Annotated in this window: 12 protein-coding genes; 8 read left to right on the plus strand and 4 right to left on the minus strand. The window is 60.6% G+C overall.

Features of this window, described 5'->3' with window-relative positions; all coding sequences use genetic code 11:
• Nucleotides 1-55 precede the first annotated feature (55 nt).
• Nucleotides 56-931 (minus strand): LysR family transcriptional regulator, encoded by an 876-nt coding sequence (locus CRX69_RS21925; RefSeq protein WP_047225528.1) that lies wholly within the window; start codon nt 929-931, stop codon nt 56-58.
• A 99-nt stretch (nt 932-1,030) separates the two neighbouring features.
• On the opposite strand from CRX69_RS21925, the gene CRX69_RS21930 reads away from it, so the two are divergent.
• The gene (locus CRX69_RS21930; RefSeq protein ID WP_107322856.1) at nt 1,031-2,200 is read left to right on the plus strand and encodes a mandelate racemase/muconate lactonizing enzyme family protein; all 1,170 of its coding nucleotides are present in this window, start codon (nt 1,031-1,033) and stop codon (nt 2,198-2,200) included.
• Between the two features lie 102 nt (nt 2,201-2,302).
• Nucleotides 2,303-3,610, plus strand: a complete 1,308-nt coding sequence (gene dctA, locus CRX69_RS21935) for a C4-dicarboxylate transporter DctA (protein WP_076384140.1) — start codon at nt 2,303-2,305, stop codon at nt 3,608-3,610.
• Between the two features lie 70 nt (nt 3,611-3,680).
• Here dctA and CRX69_RS21940 read toward each other — a convergent pair whose 3' ends face one another.
• The gene (locus tag CRX69_RS21940; RefSeq protein ID WP_047225855.1) at nt 3,681-4,250 is read right to left on the minus strand and encodes a TetR/AcrR family transcriptional regulator; all 570 of its coding nucleotides are present in this window, start codon (nt 4,248-4,250) and stop codon (nt 3,681-3,683) included.
• A 122-nt stretch (nt 4,251-4,372) separates the two neighbouring features.
• Here CRX69_RS21940 and CRX69_RS21945 point away from each other — a divergent pair, with 122 nt between their 5' ends.
• Nucleotides 4,373-5,131, plus strand: coding sequence for an SDR family oxidoreductase (locus tag CRX69_RS21945; RefSeq protein WP_107322857.1), 759 nt, complete (start codon nt 4,373-4,375; stop codon nt 5,129-5,131).
• A gap of 110 nt (nt 5,132-5,241) precedes the next feature.
• Nucleotides 5,242-5,982: an NADPH-dependent F420 reductase gene (locus CRX69_RS21950; protein WP_257220704.1), complete on the plus strand. Its 741-nt coding sequence runs from the start codon at nt 5,242-5,244 to the stop codon at nt 5,980-5,982.
• 115 nt (nt 5,983-6,097) lie between these two features.
• Here the strand turns inward: CRX69_RS21950 and CRX69_RS21955 are convergent, their stop codons facing one another.
• Together CRX69_RS21955 and CRX69_RS21960 are read right to left on the minus strand one after the other, a co-directional pair.
• Nucleotides 6,098-7,519, minus strand: coding sequence for a diaminobutyrate--2-oxoglutarate transaminase (locus CRX69_RS21955; RefSeq protein ID WP_107322859.1), 1,422 nt, complete (start codon nt 7,517-7,519; stop codon nt 6,098-6,100).
• Between the two features lie 122 nt (nt 7,520-7,641).
• Nucleotides 7,642-9,702 carry a TonB-dependent receptor gene (locus tag CRX69_RS21960; protein ID WP_107322860.1) on the minus strand — a complete coding sequence of 687 codons (2,061 nt, stop codon included), beginning with the start codon at nt 9,700-9,702 and terminating at the stop codon, nt 7,642-7,644.
• A gap of 248 nt (nt 9,703-9,950) precedes the next feature.
• Here CRX69_RS21960 and CRX69_RS21965 point away from each other — a divergent pair, with 248 nt between their 5' ends.
• From CRX69_RS21965 to CRX69_RS21980, 4 genes are all read left to right on the plus strand, one after another.
• Nucleotides 9,951-10,928, plus strand: a complete 978-nt coding sequence (locus tag CRX69_RS21965; RefSeq protein ID WP_107322861.1) for a TauD/TfdA family dioxygenase — start codon at nt 9,951-9,953, stop codon at nt 10,926-10,928.
• Between the two features lie 7 nt (nt 10,929-10,935).
• Complete coding sequence (locus tag CRX69_RS21970; protein WP_107322862.1) at nt 10,936-14,364, plus strand: condensation domain-containing protein; 3,429 nt, start codon at nt 10,936-10,938, stop codon at nt 14,362-14,364.
• Between the two features lie 17 nt (nt 14,365-14,381).
• On the plus strand, nt 14,382-15,428 hold the full coding sequence (locus CRX69_RS21975; protein ID WP_076384134.1) for a TauD/TfdA family dioxygenase: 1,047 nt from the start codon (nt 14,382-14,384) through the stop codon (nt 15,426-15,428).
• A 111-nt stretch (nt 15,429-15,539) separates the two neighbouring features.
• Entirely contained in the window at nt 15,540-18,602 is a 3,063-nt protein-coding gene (locus tag CRX69_RS21980; protein WP_047225520.1) for a non-ribosomal peptide synthetase, read from the plus strand.
• Nucleotides 18,603-18,616 lie beyond the last annotated feature (14 nt).

An 18,616-nucleotide genomic window follows, 5' to 3' on the forward strand; every position in this document is an offset into this window, starting at 1 on the left:
TTCACAACCCCAAACCCTATTGAGCAACACAGCGCGTCATATAAAACCCGCCGAGTCACTGCCCCACCCTGGCCCAGAATTCTTCGGCAGATGGACTGAGTGGCGCTACTGGACGGGTCAGATGAATTTCCAGCGGTATATCCCAGCTTTCGTCGAGCGCTCTGACCAGGCGCCCATCCAGTATTTCTTGCTCGGTGAGGCTCCTGGGCAACCAGGCCACGCCTTTGCTTTCCAGGGCCATGGACATTAGCACCGCTGCAAGGTGGCTGCTAAAAAGTGGTTTGAGGTGAAGGTAATCTTCTTTGCCACGCAGTCTGTGCGCGACGATACGCCCCAAACCGGATTCATGGGTGTAAGCGAGGTACGGCAATGCCGCAGGCGAGGTGCCGAAGTTAGCGCAGGCACTCGCAAGAGGAACGAGAACATCTTCACCCACCTTCTTGCCGATGAACTGATCAGGGGCCAGTAGCGGTGGAACATCGGGATGGCGGTGGCAGAGCAGAAACTGAACCTGGCCATGTATCAGCATCTGCTCACAGGCAGCCATGCTGTCTGAGTGCAGTTGCACAGCCTCAATGGGGGCACCGTTCTCTGAGCTTCGCAGCCACTTGGGAAAAAATGTAAACGACAGGGAGTGAGTTGCCGCGAATTGAAGCGACTTGGCGGCCATTCCAGCAACCTCTTGAGCCTCGTTGCGCATTCTGTACAAGCGCCTGGCAGCCTCTTGGGCACTTGGCAAAATTTGCCTGCCAGCTTCAGTAAGCGTCGCTCCTTGAGGCGTTCGAACGAACAACTGCACCCCCATCCAACTCTCTAACGAGCGCACTCTGCGGCTGAATGCCGGCTGGGTAACGTGCCGCGCTTCAGCCGCCCGAACAAAGCTGCCGTACTCCGCAAGCGCTGAAAAATCTTCAAGCCAGACGAGTTCCAAGGGCCATGCCTCCTGTGCATAGGGTGCGGCATTAATAGCATTGGGCGGGTGCCATCGCAAAGCCTAACGTGGGCCTACAAACAACAAGAGGACCCCGTCATGCGCATCGTAGACATTCGTGAAAAAACTGTTTCCATTGCCTCCCCAATCGCTAACGCCTACATCGATTTTTCGAAAATGACCTGCTCGGTTGTCGCGGTCATCACTGATGTAATTCGTGATGGGAAGCCTGTCATTGGCTACGGTTTCAACTCCAATGGTCGCTATGGCCAGGGCGCACTGATGCGTGATCGTTTCCTGGCGCGTATCACGCAAGCGGATCCAGACACGCTCGTCGACCATGAAAACAACAACCTGGATCCGTTCGCCATCTGGAAAACCTTGATGACCAACGAAAAGCCAGGCGGCCATGGCGAGCGCTCTGTCGCCGTTGGCACCATCGACATGGCGGTATGGGATGCCGTCGCCAAGATTGAAGGCAAACCGCTGTATCGCCTGCTGGCCGACCGTTACCGTAACGGCGTGGCCGATGACAAGGTCTGGGTCTATGCAGCGGGCGGCTACTACTACCCTGGCAAAGACCAGACCAAGCTCAAGGTAGAAATGCAGAGCTATCTGGATCGTGGCTACGACGTCGTCAAGATGAAGATTGGTGCGGTACCGCTGGACGAAGATATCCGTCGCATCGAAGCGGTACTTGAAGTGGTTGGCGACGGCCGTCGGTTGGCGGTCGACGCCAATGGTCGTTTCGATCTTCAGACCGGTATTGCGTACGCTGAAGCCATCAAGAAGTACAACCTCTTCTGGTACGAAGAGGTTGGCGATCCGCTGGATTACGCACTCCAGGCCGAGCTTGCCAATCACTATGAACTGCCCATGGCTACCGGTGAAAACCTGTTCTCTCACCAGGATGCCCGTAACCTGCTGCGCCACGGTGGCATGCGCCCCGATCGCGACTACCTCCAGTTCGACTGTGCTCTGTCCTACGGGCTCGTGGAGTACATGCGCACCCTGAAGGTGATGGAAGAAATGGGTTGGTCTTCCCGCCGCGTAGTGCCCCATGGCGGTCACCAGATGTCCCTGAACATCGCAGCGGGTCTGCACCTGGGCGGCAACGAATCTTACCCGGATGTGTTCCAGCCGTTCGGCGGCTTCGCTGACGGCATCCGCGTGGAAAACGGCTATGTCGGTCTGCCGGATATTCCAGGTGTTGGCTTCGAGGCCAAGTCCGCTTTGTACGCAGTGATGCGTGAGTTGGGCGAAGGCTGATCAACCTCGATCTGCGGTCTCTTTGAAAGAGGCCGCAGCCCCCGGCGTCACCCACTGACGCCGAGCCACATGCCCATCACAACAATAAAATGAGGTGCTTCCGTGGAAATCTCCAAGTCCCGCTGGTATGGCCAGCTGTATGTGCAAGTGCTGATCGGCATCGTGATCGGTGCAGCAATCGGTTACTTCGTGCCTGATATCGGAGCCAAGCTGCAACCCTTTGCCGATGGCTTCATCAAACTGATCAAAATGCTGTTGGCGCCCATTATTTTCGGTACGGTCGTTGTGGGTATCGCAAAGATGGGCAATATCAAAGAAGTCGGCCGGATTGGCGTGAAAGCGCTGATCTACTTCGAGATTCTTTCAACCATCGCCCTGGTCGTCGGCCTCATTGTGGTCAACATCGTGAAGCCTGGCGTCGGTATGAACATCAACGCCAGCGCGCTTGATGGAGGTGCCATTAGCAAATACAGCCAAGCTGCCAGTGAGCAAGGCGGCACCATTGATTTCTTTCTCAATATCATCCCGCAAACCTTCATCGGCGCATTCTCCAATGGCGTCATGCTTCAGGTCATCCTGCTTTCGGTATTGATGGGTGTCGCCCTGGTTCAAATGGGTGAAACCAGCAAGCCACTGATCAACACCCTTGACCTGTTCCTGCAAGGCCTGTTCAAGATCGTTGCAATGGTCATGCGCTTGGCGCCGATTGGCGCGGGTGCCGGCATGGCTTTCACGATCGGCAAATACGGGATTGGCACCTTGCTGTCACTCGGCCAGTTGCTGGTCGCGCTCTACATCACGACCTTGTTTTTCATCGTGGTCGTGCTGGGTACGGTTGCTCGATGGTCGGGCATGCCGCTTCTGCAATTTCTTCGTTATTTCAAAGATGAAATCCTCATCACCCTTGGCACCTGCTCAACCGAAGCCGTGCTGCCACGAATGATGGTGAAACTTGAAAAGCTTGGCTGCAAAAAATCGGTAGTGGGCATGGTGTTGCCTACGGGGTACACCTTCAATGCGGACGGCACCTGTATCTATCTCACCATGGCCGCCATCTTCATCGCACAGGCGACCAATACGCCACTGACCTTTGTGGATCAGATGATTCTGCTAGGCGTGTTCCTGCTGACTTCAAAAGGCTCGGCTGGGGTGGCGGGTGCGGGGTTTGTGACACTGGCTGCAACGCTCACAACCATTCACTCCATTCCTCTGGTCGGCCTCGTTTTGCTCCTGGGCATTGACCGGTTCCTCAACGAAGCGCGAGCCGTGACCAACCTGATCGGTAACGGTATCGGCACCATCGCCATTGCCAAGTGGGACAACTCGTTCGATGTCGAGGCCTGCGAGCGTGAGATCGCCGCCATGAAACACCAAAAGGCGACAAGAAAGGCATTGCTGGCGCAAAAATAATCCGTAAGGCGCTCCGGTCATTCCGTTTAAACCACGGCATGACCGGTAGTGGTTTGCGTTTGGACGAAAGCTACACGTTATTCTTCAGGCTTTCAGGGCTACCTGCGCATAGACCATCCATCACCAAGTCCATCAATCTGGCGAGACGTGGGCGCCATTCGCTCTGGGAATCTATTTGCCATATTCCAGCAGTGGCTAGAAAAAAGTCGTCGTGGGTAACCCCGCTACGAATCGTTCCGGCCTTTTCATTAGCCCTCAAAAGCAACTCGGCGGCTGCCTGGACCGGCGCGTATCCCGACTTCCCAGGAAATTCGTAAGTAGAGGCTGCTTGCCGTATCGCGGTCGCAAGTCCCGCCTTGGTCATTGCATATTCAACGAGGCAGTCCATCCACTCTCGGAGGGCCTCCTTAGGGGGTTTTGTGGCGAGCAGCTGTTCGGCCAACGAGGCCACTTGCTGCATTTCGAATTGGTAGACCTCGAATACCAGCGCCTCTCTGTTGGCGAAATGGCGATAGAACGTGCCCTGTCCCACTCCAGCCTTCTTCGCAATCGCACTCAGCGGGACCGCAGGATCGAGCGTCAGCTCTGCCACAGCGACCTTCAGAATTCGTTCTCGATTTTTCTTGGCGTCAGAACGCATCGCCACTTCGTCATTCCTGGGCAAAGTTATTTCCTTCGCTGCATTGCAAAGCGGACAGTTGTCCGGTAATTTTTAACACAAGTGGACAGCTGTCCGCTTTTGTTCTCTTACTGGAGTTTACTATGAACAGCACGGGCAACACGATTCTGGTTACCGGCAGCACCTCAGGCATAGGCCTTGGTCTGGCGCTAAGGCTTCACCAGGCGGGAAACAACGTAATCATCGCGGGACGGCGCAAGGCTCTGCTCGACAAGATCGTGTCGGAACATCCAGGCATTGAATCGGTAGTGCTGGACGTCTGCGATCCACAATCCATCCAGCGCACCAGCGAAGCGCTTGCGATCAGTCACCCAAACCTGAACGTGCTCATAAACAACGCGGGCATCATGCACTGGGAGGATCTGACTGATTCCCAATACCTGAGCACAGCCGAAGATATCGTGACAACGAACTTGCTTGGCACGATTCGCATGGTGTACGCCTTGACTCCCCAACTGATCAAGCAGCCCAGTGCAACGATCATCAATGTCAGCTCGGCTTTGGCATTCGTCCCGCTGCCTGCGACACCGACCTACAGCGCAACCAAAGCGGCAGTTCATTCATTCACTCAAAGTCTTCGAGTGCAGCTGGAGAACTCATCAGTCGAGGTCATCGAGCTTGCGCCACCGGGAGTGCGTACCACTTTGCTTGGACAGGAAAATGACGAACACGCCATGCCCTTGGACGAGTTCCTGAATGAAATCTTCGCACTGCTCGAGATCGCTCCGACCCCACAAGAACTGGTCGTCGAGCGCGCCAAGCCACTACGGTTTGCTGAAGCGAGCGGTTCACATGCTGAGGTACTCGAAATGCTTGCGGGATACAAACCACCGGCAGAATGATCTCAACCGTGCGGATGACACCTGAAGTATTGCTGGATCTTCGCCACACGCTTACTTCGTTCGCACCCCCAGGCAACGGTAATTGAATATTGTTTGTATGCGAGGAGGTTATTGACATGAAAATCGGAATTATCGGCGCGGGCAACATTGGGGCTACTCTTGCCCGTAAGCTCGCTGCATGCGGCCATGAAGTGAAACTGGCCAACTCGAAGAGCCCTCAGAGTATTCAGGACCTCGCCAACGAAATCGGTGTACGGGCGGTGACCAAGGAAGACGCTGTGTCGGATGTGGATGCGGTTATCCTCTCGATCCCCTTCGCGAAGTACCCCGATCTGCGCCAAACGTTAAGTCATGTTCCCGAGAAGGTCGTCGTCATTGACACGTCCAATTACTATCCGGGACGAGACGGGGCGATCAAGGAGGTAGACGACGGCAAGCCCGAGAGCATCTGGGTAAGCGAGCAGATTGGTCGCCCGGTCGTCAAGGCATGGAACGCCGTTCTCGCAGCGACTCTTGCCGACAAAGGCCAACCAGCCGGGTCTTCAACACGCATCGCCTTACCCGTGGCTGGGGATGACCCCTATGCCGAGGCAATCGCGCAGGATCTTGTCGAGGATACCGGGTTCACCGCGCTTGCCGCTGGCAGCCTTGAAAGTTCATGGCATCAGCAACCAGGCACGCCTGCATACTGCACCGAACTAACCCTGCCGGAGCTAAAATCGGCCTTGTGTGCGGCTGATAAAATCAGGGCGCCTCAAAACCGGGACGCACTTCTGGCCAGATTCATGGCTCCCGGTGGTCAGTTTACACATGAGCAAATTGTTGCCACAAATCGTGCAATGACAGCCTGACTATCGAACTGCTGAATCGCGCGGCCACCGCCAGATTAGGCGGTAGCCGTCGCTCAATCTCAACGCCGGCAAAGCACAATCCGTTACGGCGGGCGCGCATCGGCGGATCAAATGATTATTGCGCGGAGCCTTCGCTGAGCATGCTTGCTGCCTGAAACAGGATCTGCCCCACAAAATCGATCTCCTGCTCAGTGATGATCAGCGGCGGCAAGAAGCGCACCGTCGCCCCATGGCGCCCACCAAGCTCGACGATCAAGCCGTGCTTCAGGCAAGCCTGCTGGAAGGCCTTGGCCCGGGCTGTGTCCACCGGCGGATGGCCCTGTACATCAAGGGTGCCCTGCGGGTCGACGATTTCCATCCCGAGCATCAGGCCGCGACCCCGCACATCGCCGATCCAGGCGAACTCGTTTTGCAGCGCCTGCAGTTGTTTTTGCAGGTAAGCGCCGACCTTTTCAGCGTGCTGGACCAGACCTTCATCGCGGATGAAACGCAAGGTCGCGGTACCGGCCGCCATCGCCAACTGATTGCCGCGGAATGTGCCGGCGTGGGCACCCGGCTGCCAGACGTCCAGCGACTCGTGGTAGACCATGACCGACAGCGGCAACCCGCCACCGATGGCTTTGGAGAGGGTGATGACATCCGGCGTGATCCCCGATTGCTCGAAGCCAAACATCCGGCCACTGCGGGCAATGCCGCACTGGATCTCGTCGACGATCAGCGGGATGCCGTGGGCCTGGGTCAATCGGCGCAGTTCCTGCAGCCAGCGGTCCGGCGCGGCAATGACCCCACCCTCCCCTTGAATCGGCTCCAGGATCAGCGCCGCCGGTGCGGTCACCCCGCTTTCCGGGTCGTTGAGCAAGTGCTCCAGGTAACGCACGTTCAACGTGACTGCCTGATCGCCGGCCACCCCGAACGGGCAACGATAGTCGTGCGGGAACGGCAGGCGCTGCACACCTGGCATCAATGCGCCGAGGGCATTTTTCGGTGACAGGTTGCCGCTGATGGCCAGCGTACCCAGGGTCATCCCGTGATAGGCCCCTTCGAACGCCAGGACTGAATGCCGCCCCGTGGCGGTGCGGGTCAGCTTGAGCGCGGCCTCGACCGCATCGGCCCCACTCGGGCCGCAGAACTGGATGCGTGCATGGCGAGCGAACTCGCTAGGCAGGCAAGCGAAAATCTCTTGGACGAATGCGTCCTTCACGGGGGTCATGAGGTCCAGGGTGTGCATCGGCACACCGGCTGCCATGACCTGAGTGATGGCTTCGATAATCACCGGATGGTTGTGGCCCAGCGCCAGGGTGCCGGCACCGGCCAGGCAATCGACAAACACTTGCCCCCGGCTGTCCTGCACATAAATGCCATGGGCCCTCTCAAGCACCAGCGGAATGCGTCGCGGGTAACTGCGGGCGTTGGATTCCTGCTGTTGCTGACGTTCCAGCAGTGGGGTCGAATCGAGGCAGTAAGGACTCGACAGGCCGGTGTGCAACAGGCGCAGCTGTTGCGCGCCACCCGCTGTGACATTCGAAAAAGCACTCATGATTTCCTCCATGGAGGCTGGGTTTGGAAGGGAACGAACAGCCTGGAAACAAACATCCGATACGTTGCAGGACAGGCGCGAGGAGATTGCCTCCCCGCGCCTTTGGGTTTACATGTCGTCGCTTACATATCGTAACGAAGGCTCATGCCCACCGTGCGCGGTGCGCCGACGTCGATGATGTCGTCGTTACGATTGTTGGTGACGTATTCCTTGTCGAAGGCGTTTTTGACGTAAGCGGACACAGCGACGTTCTTGGTGACTTTGTACTCGGTGTTGAAGTTCACCAGCACATAGGCGTCGCTCTTACGCTCACCAGTGACTTTGCCGTTTGAATCGAACTCATACTCCGAAGGCGCGGTGCCCTGATAGACAACGTCCGTGCCGAATATCAGACGGTCGTCGAAGCGATAGACACCCCCCACAGAGGCCTTGTATTTAGGCGAGAAGAGGAACGACTCACCACTCCTGTCCTGACCGCTGTCAGAGACGAAGTCCTTGTATTTGCTATCGGTCACGGCCGCGCCGACGTTCAGGGTCAGTTGCTCGGTGATGTCTTTTTCGACGAAGACTTCCAGGCCCTTGATGTCACTGCGACCGGCGTTGTAGATATCAATGACCGCGCTACCGTTCTGCCGCACGCTGACCTGCTGGTCTTTCCAGTCGGTGTAGTACAGGTTGGCGCGGGTACGCAGAGTTTTGTCGAAGAACGAACCACGATAAGACAGCTCGTAGTTGGTGGTGTATTCCGGGTCGTAGGCCTGGTGACCACTACCGGAGCGCAGGTTGACGCCGCCACCGCGATAGCCCTTCTGCACCATGAAACCGAGGTACTGGTCCGTTGCCAGTTCATAGTCGATGCCGAGTTTCGGCAGCACGGCATCAAACGACTTCTTGATTTTCTCGGGAACGAAGCGGCCGTCCTCTTCGATATCGGTATCGTTCGTCTCATGGTCGTAACGCAGACCGGTGATCAACGTCCAGCGCGGTGCGAACGTCCAGTTGACTTCACCGAACACCGCCTTGTTTTCAATCTTGGTATCACCTTTGACCGTACGAACCAGCACGTCATCGAAAAACAACCGGTCGTGGAAAGCGTTGGTGTTGTGGCCATAGTACGCACCCACAAAACTCTTCACTGTGTCTGAGGCGTAATTCAGGCGCAGCTCCTGACTGAACAGGTTACCGTCTTGCTTACGCAGCACGACCTCGTCAGCCAACGCCGTCTGGTCAAAGTCCAGACGGTTGCTGTAGTCGGTGCTGGTATTGGCGGTCATGCTCGTCAGCGACCAGGCATCGTTCAGACGATAATCCACCTTGGCGCTGAGGGTGTCCTGCTTGAGGTTGTCGAAAGCCTTGGTGTTGGACGCGATATCGTAATAGCTCGGCTTGCCGTTGACGCGCATGGTCGAACGGTCGCCCTGGCGGTGTTCGCTATGGGCGTAGGTCAGCAAGACATCGGTGTCGTCATTGGGCAGGATCAGCAATTTGCCGCGGGTGTTGCTGGTGCGACGCGGGTTGGCGTCGTCATTGAGCGTGGTGTTGCGGATGTAGCCGTCACCTTCGCCATAGTCCACAGCGATACGCCCGGCGATCTTGTCGTCGACGATGGAACCACCACCGGCCACCGCCGCCCCGCGCTCGCCGTAATTGCCCACATTGGTTTGTGCCGAGAAGCTCGGTTCGAAAGTTGGGTTCTTGGTCCGGATAACCACCGCGCCGGCCAGGGAGTTACGGCCCTGGGTGGTGGATTGCGGGCCAAGGAATACTTCGACCTGCTCGGCATCCCAGAGCGGGACCGGGCTGAGGGTCAGCGCACGGTTGGGCTGCACGGCACCGTCGACATACACCGATACCGCACCATTGAGGGCCGCCGGGCCCTGATCGTCAAAACCGGACACCGGAACACCACGGATACCCCAGTTCTCATTGCCGGCCTGGCTATAGACGCCAGGTGTGCGGGCAAACACATCCACCAGGTCCTTGTCGCCGTGCTCACGCAGATTCTTGTCGGTGACGACCACGACGCTGGACTGGGTCTGCTCAAGCGTGCGGTCGATTTTTTCACCTGTCACGGTGATCGGAGCAATCTCCATCGTGCCGGCTTCTTCGGCCGCCCATGCAGCGTTGCTCAGGCCTATGGCCGACCCTACAGCCAACGCAATTGTGTTCTTTTTGAAATTCACGCCCCGCTCCCCTGCGACAGATATTTTTAGGTTTTTTGAGCTGGCCGAAGGCTGTGTGGCGCCAGCGGAGCGGAGTCTAATCCAAAAAAAAAATTAAATAAATAGTATTGATAATCCATCTCATTTGTACCTAGTATGACGTCTTGTATTGATTTGAATACATTACAGACGAGTCCTACACAACCGACCGCTGCCCTGCTTTCAAGGTCTTGTGACTGGTCGAAGAAGACAAAAGAGGATGTACAAGGATGACCTCAATCGAACACCTGAACGGGCGTTCCGAGCTTTTTTCCATGGCGCCCACGGATGCAAGCGCCCAGTCGCTACCCCTGCTGGTGCAGGGGGCATCGGGACAGTCGATCCACGATCTGGACGCCTCGATTCGCGACAGCCTGGCTCATGCCCTGACCACGGTTGGCGGCGTGTTGTTTCGCGGTTTCACGGTCGCCACGCCCATCGATTTCAAGCGCTTCGCCGCCAGCTTCGGTACACCGCTGGCCAGTTACGAATTCGGCTCCACGCCACGCAGCAAGGTCTTCGCCGGGGTCTATAGCTCCACGGAATACCCGGCCCATCAATTCATACCCTTGCACAACGAGCAGGCCTACACCCGCCCTTGGCCTTCGCGCATCTGGTTTCACTGCATCAAGGCCAGTGAAACCGGCGGCGAGACCCCGATTGCCGACAGCCGCCTGATCTACCAGCGCATGCCCGCCGAGATCCGCGAGCTGTTCGCCAGCCGCGAGTTGCTCTATGTACGCAACTACAGCGGCGCCCTGGACCTGCCTTGGGAAAAAGTCTTCAACACCCAGGACCGTGCCCAGGTCGAACGCTACTGCCGGGACAATGACATCGAGTGGGAATGGAAAGCCGATGGCGACCTGCGCACCCGCCAGCGTTGCGCCGCCGTGCAGCAGCATCCCGATACCGGTGAATGGGTCTGGTTCAACCAGGCGCACCTGTTCCATGTCTCGGCCATCGAACCGAGCGTACGCGCCAGCCTGCTGGCAGCGGTGGGTGAAGAGAACCTGCCGCGCCATGTCTATTTCGGCGACGGCTCGGCCATTGCCGACGACATGCTCGACACCGTGCGCGAGGTTTACCGCGAGACTGCCATCAGTTTCCCCTGGCAACCGGGCGATATCCTGATGCTCGACAACCGACTGGTGGCACACGGTCGCAATCCTTTCACCGGTGACCGCAAAGTCATCGTGGCCATGGCGTGAATTGCACATGTTTTCATTCAAACATTGGATCGAGGTGCTGGAAGCCAACGCCCAGCACTTCCCTCAGCGTGCTGCCCTGCATTTCTTGCCGGACGGTGTAAACATCGGCGAAACCCTGACCTTTGCCCAACTGCACGAGCAGTCCCAGTCCCTGGCGGCCGCGCTGCAAGCGCGTTATGCGCCGGGTGATCGCGTGCTGTTGATGCTGCCCAGCAGCCTCGACTACGCCCGCGCCTTCTGTGCCTGCCTATATGCGGGCCTGATTGCCGTGCCGTTGTTTCCGCCACCGTCGCGCAAACCGCGCCACCTCGACCGCGTCCGCAACGTGGTAGTGGATGCCGAGCCGGCGCTGATTCTGGCACCGGCGGATCATTGCGAAAGCCTGCAGGAACTGGTGGAGGGCCGCGTCGATGTGCTGACCGTCCAGCACCTGGGCACACCACCGGCCAGCCAGTGGCAACGCCCGGCTATCGACGGTTCGACCGTAGCCTTCCTGCAATACACCTCGGGCTCGACCGGCTCGCCAAAAGGCGTCGAGGTGCGTCAGCGCAACCTGATCGCCAACGTCGAACTGATGCGCCAGGCGTACGATTTCGACGAGCACGGCGCCATGGTCAACTGGCTGCCGCTGTATCACGACATGGGCCTGATCGGCGGCATGTTGGCTCCGCTCTACAGCGGCATGCCGTGCTACCTGATGGCTTCCCAGACCTTCGTCAATGCGCCGTCGACCTGGCTGCAGGCATTGAGTCGCTACCGGGCCACCGCCAGCTTCGCCCCCAACTTCGCCTATGCCCTGTGCAACCGCGTGGTCAGCGACAACCTGATCGCACAGCTGGACCTGAGCAACTGGAAACACGCCATCAACGGCGCAGAGCCGATCCATCCCGGCACCCTGGAAGCCTTCGCCCAGCGTTTTGCCGCCTGCGGCCTGAACCCGTTGGCCATCAGCCCCGGTTATGGCCAGGCCGAAGCAACGCTGTGCGTCAGCGCCACGCCGGCCGATGCGCTGCCGGTGGTGCTGCGCCTGGACAAAGCCGTGCTGGAGAGCGGTCGCGTGGCCCTGGCCGCTGCCGATGCCGCCGCGGTGGAGTTCGTCGCCTGCGGTTATCCGCAAGCCTTGCACAGCATCGCCATCGTCGACCCGCACACCTTCGAACGCTGCGCCGCCGATCACATCGGCGAAGTCTGGCTCAAGGGTCCGAGCAACGCCGAATCCTACTGGAACAATCCCGAGGCCACTCGTGAAGCCTTTGAGGCACGGATAGTCGGCTCATCGGAACATTACCTGCGCTCCGGCGACCTGGGCTTCATGCACGAAGGCCAGGTGGTGATCTGCGGGCGGCTCAAGGACCTGTTGATTCTCAATGGGCGCAACCTTTACCCCCACGACATCGAATTCGCCATTACCGACGCCGAGCCGGGCATCCGTACCGGACGCATCGCCGCCTTCGCGCAAATGGACCCGGCACTGGGCCGCGAGAAACTGGTGATTGTCGCCGAGCCGCAACGCAAGTTCGTCGACCCGGCGCATCATCCGGCGCTGTTCGCGTCGATGCAAAACGCTGTGCGCGAAGCCGCCGACTGCGGCATCGACCAGATTGTGCTGGTGCAAGCCGGCACCATCCCGATGACCACCAGCGGCAAGATCGCCCGCCAAGGTGCGCGCAAACAACTGGCCGCCGGCACGTTGAGCATCATCGCCCAGAGCGGTGGAACGCTGGCCTCGAACGACGAGCCCCTTGACCTTGCCCAGCTCAAAAGCCTGGCGACCGAAACGTCGCAACAGGCCCAAGCCGCCTGCCGCCAATGGCTGGAACAGACGCTGCACGCGGTCAATCCGTATTTTTCCGCCGACTTCGACCTCAGCCTGATCGGCCAGGGCCTGGATTCCATCGGCGTGGCCGACTTTGCCGCGCGCCTGCACAGGGACCTGGGTTGGAACCTCGATACCCAAAGCCTGTTCGGGGAAACCACCCTGGGGCAATGGGCGCTGGACCTGCACGCTTTCCTCAATGATCCAACGCCAACGGCCGATGCTCCCACCGAGCAGACCAACCCCAGTCAGGGGCATCAGTCGTTCGCCCAGCGTCGCTTGTGGTTCCTGCGCCAACTGAACCCGGATGACACCCGCCACAACCTGGTACTGCACCTGCGCCTGCAAGGTCCGCTGGACATCGAGACGTTGGCCCTGCGACTGAACACGCTGGTCGAGCGTCACGGCGTGTTGCGCACGGTGTACCGCGACAGTGTCGATGGCCCGCAACAACAGGTGTTGCCGGCCACGGCTGTGGCGCTGGTCCATCATGATGTGCGTGAGCAGAACCAAGCGCAGCAACAGCAGACGTTGGACGAACGCCTGGCCCAAGAACACGCCACCCCGGTCGATCTGCAAGCCGGCCCAGTGCTGCGAGCGCAGTTGCTCAGCCGCCATGACCAACAGCATGACCTACTGTTGACGCTGCACCACATCGCCTTCGACGGACGCTCGGCGCAAATATTGTTGGCAGAACTGGCGGGTTCGGCGGACGCCGCGCTGCCGGGGCAATACCTGGCTTTCGCCCAATGGGAAGCCCTGCACTGGAGCGAACAGCGAATCGCCACCGAGCAAGGCTTCTGGCGCGAACACCTGGCCGGCATGCCGCAAACGTTGGAACTGGGTGGCAGCGGCCAGGCCCCGGGCGAATACAGCCTGGACTTCAACGTGCCGCAGACCGGCTGTGAGCGCTTGGCAGCGCTGGCCCGTGAACAAGGCATGACGTTGTTCATGTTGTTGCTGGCCAGCTACCAACTGGTCCTCAAGCAACTGGGCGGCCAGCCGCAGTTCCTGTTGGGCACCGACGTCAGCGGCCGACCGCTGGCAGAGCACAACGACGTCATCGGTTTCTTCGTCAACCAGTTGACCCTGCGCTGTGACTTGCGCGGCGAAGCGACCCTGGCCGGTTTCCTTGAGCAGGTTCGCGATGAGTCGCGCCTGGCCTATGCCCATCAAGGCCTGCCTTTTGATCTGGTGGTCTCGGCACTCGCGCCGCAGCGCCGCCCCGGTCACTCGCCGCTGTTCCAGGTCAAGCTCAACTATCAACCGTCACGGGTGACCCCGACCGCCATCGCTGGCGCGCAGTTGTCCGCGCTGGAGGTGGCCCAGGCACCGGGGGATTTCCACCTGGTGCTCGACCTGGTGCACGGCGACGAAGGCCTCGCCGCGACCCTCAAGTATCGCGGCGAATACTTCGACCGGGACCGTGCCTTGCGCCTGCGACACCTGTGGACGCGCCTGCTGGAGCAGATGCACAGCCTGCTGGACGAGCCGTTGCCGGCAGTGGCCGAGCGCATCGACAGCTGGGATCAGGCCTTTACCCGGGAGCGACAGCAGTCCCAGGCGCTGGCCGGTCGCAGCCAGATGATGCAAGCCAAACGTCGCTCCTTGTCCCTTTAACCGAGTCGGATGCCGTTATGTCTATCGTGCCCCCATCGCCACGTGCCCTTGGCGCCGTGCGTCGCAAAGCCATGAACGTCTCGGAACAACAGTTGGTCACCGAGCGCCTGCTCAGTCCAGACCACGCGCTGCCCCTGGTGATCGAACCGGCGGTCAGCGGCGTTGACCTGATCGCCTGGGCCGCCCGGGAACGCGAGTCGCTGGAAAAGAAACTGCTGCAGTACGGCGCCCTGCTGTTTCGCGGCTTCAACGTCGCGTCTGTCGAGCAGTTCGACCAGGTGATCGCCGCCCTCTCCCCCGGAGCGCTGGAATACATGTTCCGCGCGTCCCCCCGGACACGGGTCGGCGGCAACATCTACACCTCGACCGACTACCCGGCCGACCAGATGATTTTCCCCCACAACGAGCACTCCTACTCGCCGCGCTTCCCGCTGCGGTTGTTCTTCTACTGCCAACTGCCGTCCGAGACCGGCGGTGAAACACCGATCGGCTCGACCCGCGCCGTAAAGGCCAGGATCAGCCCGCAGATCGAAGCGCGGTTCCGGGAAAAAGGCGTGCTGTACGTTCGCAACTACGGCGACGGTTTCGGCCTGCCGTGGCAGAGCGTGTTCCAGTCCGAAGACCGCCGCGAAGTGGAAGCCTACTGCGCCAGCGTCGGCATCGAAGTGGAATGGAAAGACAACAATCGCCTGCGCACCCGCCAACGCGGGCCGGCCGTGGTGCGCCACCCGCGCACCGGCGAAGAGGTCTGGTTCAACCACGCCACGTTCTTCCACATCAGCACCCTGCCCGAGCGAATCCGCGATTCGCTGCAAAGCAACTTCAACGACCTCGACCTGCCCACCAACACCTTTTACGGCGATGGCGAACCGATCGAGCCGCAGGTCCTGGAATCGCTACGCGCGGCCTACCTCGACTCGCTGGTGCGCTTCAGCTGGCAGCAGGGGGACGTGTTGTTCATCGACAACATGCTCGCTGTGCACGGTCGCGAACCCTTTACCGGCAAGCGCGCCATCATGACCGGCATGGCTGAAGCCCTGCTGTCGAGCGACGTTGCCGTCTGACATTCAACGGGTCCACCCGCCGTTCGCAGGCGGCTTGCCTGACACGAGTCCAGCAAGCCCCGACGTCTGTGCGGTGATCCAGGCTCAAGCCCTTTTCCAGTCGAGATGAACATGAGCGGACTTCAAGGTTTTCGTATTTCCCCGCAACAGGCATCGGTTTACCCCCACACCCACGGCGCAGCGCAGCACCCGTTCAGCTGTCATTTGCAATGGTCGCTGTCACAACCGCTGGACGTCGATGCACTGAACAACCGCCTGCAGGCACTGGTGGCCGGCAGCGAGATCCTGCGCACACGCCTGATGCCCGTGCCAGGCCTGCGCCACCCGGTGCAGGTGATTGACGAAGCCGGCTCACTGGCGGTGAACCTCCAGGACCTGCGCCAGCACAGCCGCGCCGACCAGGACGCCGCACTGGCTCAGCTCGCCACCCAGCCCCGTGACTGGACAACCCCGCTGTGGGTGACCCTGGTGCGCCTGTCCGATGAGCAAGGCGTGCTGGACCTCGCGGCGGCCAGCAGCCACTTCGACCTCGCCAGCCTGAAATGGCTGGCCGCTGCATTGCTGCAAGACACTGCCACGGACCTGTCCGAAACCCTGCAGTACGCCGATTACGCCGAATGGCGCTGGAGCCTGGTGGAAGACGCACCGGATCATCCGGGCGTGAGCTTCTGGAAACCTGCGGGCGACACCGAACAGGCCACCTTGCAGCTGCCGCTGGAATCGCCCCTCGATGGTGGATTTGCGCCGACCCGACTGGAGCTGACGCTGCCGGCCGACCTCGCCCGTCACCCGGCCCTGACCCCGGAACTGCTGCTGGCGGCATGGGCAGCGGTCCTGGGACGACTGGCCGGCCAGCAACAGGTGCCACTCACTCTGATCCATGAAAGTCGCGGCGCGGAACTGGAGAACACCCTGGGCCTGTTCGAACAGTGCCTGCCCGTGAGCATCGAACTGGATGCCCAGGCGACTCTGCTGGAGCAAAGCACGCAAGTGGCCGCCACCCTGGAACGGCTGATTGGCTGGCAAGACTATTACACCGGCGACCACCACGCCGGATACGCTTTTGCCTGGCGCTCCGGCGATGCCCGGGAGCGCCACGCCAGTGCGGTCATGAACCCGTTGAAGGCTTGCCTGAACGTCCGCCAGTTGCCCGACAGCCTGCACGCGCAGGTTGTCTACGACCGCCATGTCCTCAGCGCCGACGCTGTGGGCTGCCTCGCCGAACAATGGCTGCAACTGCTGCACGGCGCCCTGGCCGAACCGCAACGGGGCTGGGCCCAATTGCCCCTGGGTGGCGCGCTGCAAGCGCAGTTGATCGGCGCCGGCGCGAGCGCACCCTCCATCGAACCGGTGACGCTGGTGGAATTGATTGCCCGTCAGGTTCGCCAACAACCGAACGCCATCGCCCTCAGCGACCAGGACGGTGACCTGAGCTACAGCCGCCTCGACGCCTGCGCCACGCAACTGGCCCATCAACTGGTCGCCGCCGGCATCGGTCCAGGGGTGCCCGTCGGCATCCTGTTCGCCCGCAGCAACGCAGCCATTGTCGCCATGCTCGCGGTCTTGAAAGCCGGTGGCGCCTATGTGCCCGTCGATCCGACCTACCCGGCCGACCGCCGCGCCTACATGCTCACCGACAGCGCCATCGCCCACATCGTGGTCAGCGCCGAACTGGCCGACAGCGTGCCGGCCAACCTGCAACGCTTCGTGCTGGATGAGCTGACAACACAGGACCTCGGCGACTGTCCGGCACTGCCCTTGCCGGACGCCAACGACCTCGCCTACCTGATCTACACCTCCGGCTCTACCGGTGCGCCGAAAGCCGTGGAAATCAGCCACGGCGCCTTGAGTTTCTCGACCCAAGTGCGCATGGCGGCCTATGAGACCCCGGTGCGCGCCTACCTGTTGTTGTCGTCGTTTGCCTTCGACAGTTCGGTCGCCGGGATTTTCTGGACCCTGGCCCAAGGCGGACGCCTGGTATTGCCCGCCCCAGGCGAAGAGCTGGAGATGGCCCGCCTGGCGCAGTTGATTGCCCAGCACCAGGTCAGCCACGGCCTGTCGCTGCCGTCGCTGTACCAGGCCCTGCTCGATCAATTGCAGCGCAGCGGGGGAACCGACAGCCTGGCCTGCTGGATCGTCGCGGGTGAGGCTTGCCCACCATCGCTGATCGCGCAACACAGCAAGACCCTGCCACGCGCACATCTGGTGAACGAATACGGTCCCACTGAGGCCACCGTCTGGGCCACCTATGAGGTGTTGGACCCAAGCCGGAACGTCAGCATCGGCCGTCCGATCGCCGGCATGGACCTGCGCCTGCTGAATGAATTCGACACGGCTTGCGGCATTGGCGAACCGGGTGAAATCGTCCTCGCCGGCCCCACCCTGGCCCGCGGCTATCGCCACAAACCCGAAGAAACCGCCAAGGCCTTCGTCACCCTGGCCGACGGCACTCGCGCCTACCGCACCGGCGACCTGGCGTGCTGGCTAGCCGACGGGCGCCTGGCATTCCTGGGGCGCAAGGACCATCAGGTCAAGGTGCGCGGCTACCGCATCGAGCTGGGCGAAATCGAACGCCAATTGTGCAGCCACAGCGATGTGCGCGAAGCCGCGGTGATCGTCCAGGAACACGCCGCCGGCAAGCGCTTGCTCGCCTATGTCCTGGCCGCCCACGGCTACGCACCGGACTCGGAGGCGATCAAGCGTTTCCTCGGCGAGCGTCTGCCGTCGTACATGGTGCCGGCCCTGGTGCTGACCCTGACGAGCTTTCCGCGCACGCCCAACGGCAAGCTCGACACCCGCCAGTTGCCCGACCCGGAGCAGCTCGACGAAAGCGCCCACGTGGCGCCGCGCAACGCCATGGAAACCACCCTGCAAGCCATCGTCGCCAAGGTCTTGAAACTCTCGACAGTGAGTGTCACCGACAACTTCTTCGCCATCGGCGGCGACTCGATCCTGAGCCTGCAAGTGGTGGCCCAGGCCCATGAGCAAGGCATCGCGCTGTCGGCCAAGCAAGTCTTCGAACGCCAGACCGTCGCGGCCATGGCCGAGGTCGCGCAACCGCTGCATCCGAGCGCCGCCGAGCCGCAAGCCGACAGCACCGAATTCAGCGCCTCGGGCCTGTCCGATGACGAAATGCAAGCGCTGATGGCCGAACTGGACGAGGCCAACCTGTGAGCGGTTCTTCTCGT

It is taken from the genome of Pseudomonas rhizophila, assembly GCF_003033885.1.
Lineage (GTDB): Bacteria > Pseudomonadota > Gammaproteobacteria > Pseudomonadales > Pseudomonadaceae > Aquipseudomonas > Aquipseudomonas rhizophila.

What these genes read in the sequence shown, in the direction of transcription:
- CRX69_RS21930 (WP_107322856.1), top strand. Translation starts at nt 1,031, where the DNA reads ATGCGCATCGTAGACATTCGTGAAAAAACTGTTTCCATTGCCTCCCCA.
- CRX69_RS21940 (WP_047225855.1), bottom strand. Translation starts at nt 4,250, where the DNA reads ATGCGTTCTGACGCCAAGAAAAATCGAGAACGAATTCTGAAGGTCGCT.
- CRX69_RS21945 (WP_107322857.1), top strand. Translation starts at nt 4,373, where the DNA reads ATGAACAGCACGGGCAACACGATTCTGGTTACCGGCAGCACCTCAGGC.
- CRX69_RS21955 (WP_107322859.1), bottom strand. Translation starts at nt 7,519, where the DNA reads ATGAGTGCTTTTTCGAATGTCACAGCGGGTGGCGCGCAACAGCTGCGC.
- CRX69_RS21965 (WP_107322861.1), top strand. Translation starts at nt 9,951, where the DNA reads ATGACCTCAATCGAACACCTGAACGGGCGTTCCGAGCTTTTTTCCATG.
- CRX69_RS21970 (WP_107322862.1), top strand. Translation starts at nt 10,936, where the DNA reads ATGTTTTCATTCAAACATTGGATCGAGGTGCTGGAAGCCAACGCCCAG.
- CRX69_RS21975 (WP_076384134.1), top strand. Translation starts at nt 14,382, where the DNA reads ATGTCTATCGTGCCCCCATCGCCACGTGCCCTTGGCGCCGTGCGTCGC.
- CRX69_RS21980 (WP_047225520.1), top strand. Translation starts at nt 15,540, where the DNA reads ATGAGCGGACTTCAAGGTTTTCGTATTTCCCCGCAACAGGCATCGGTT.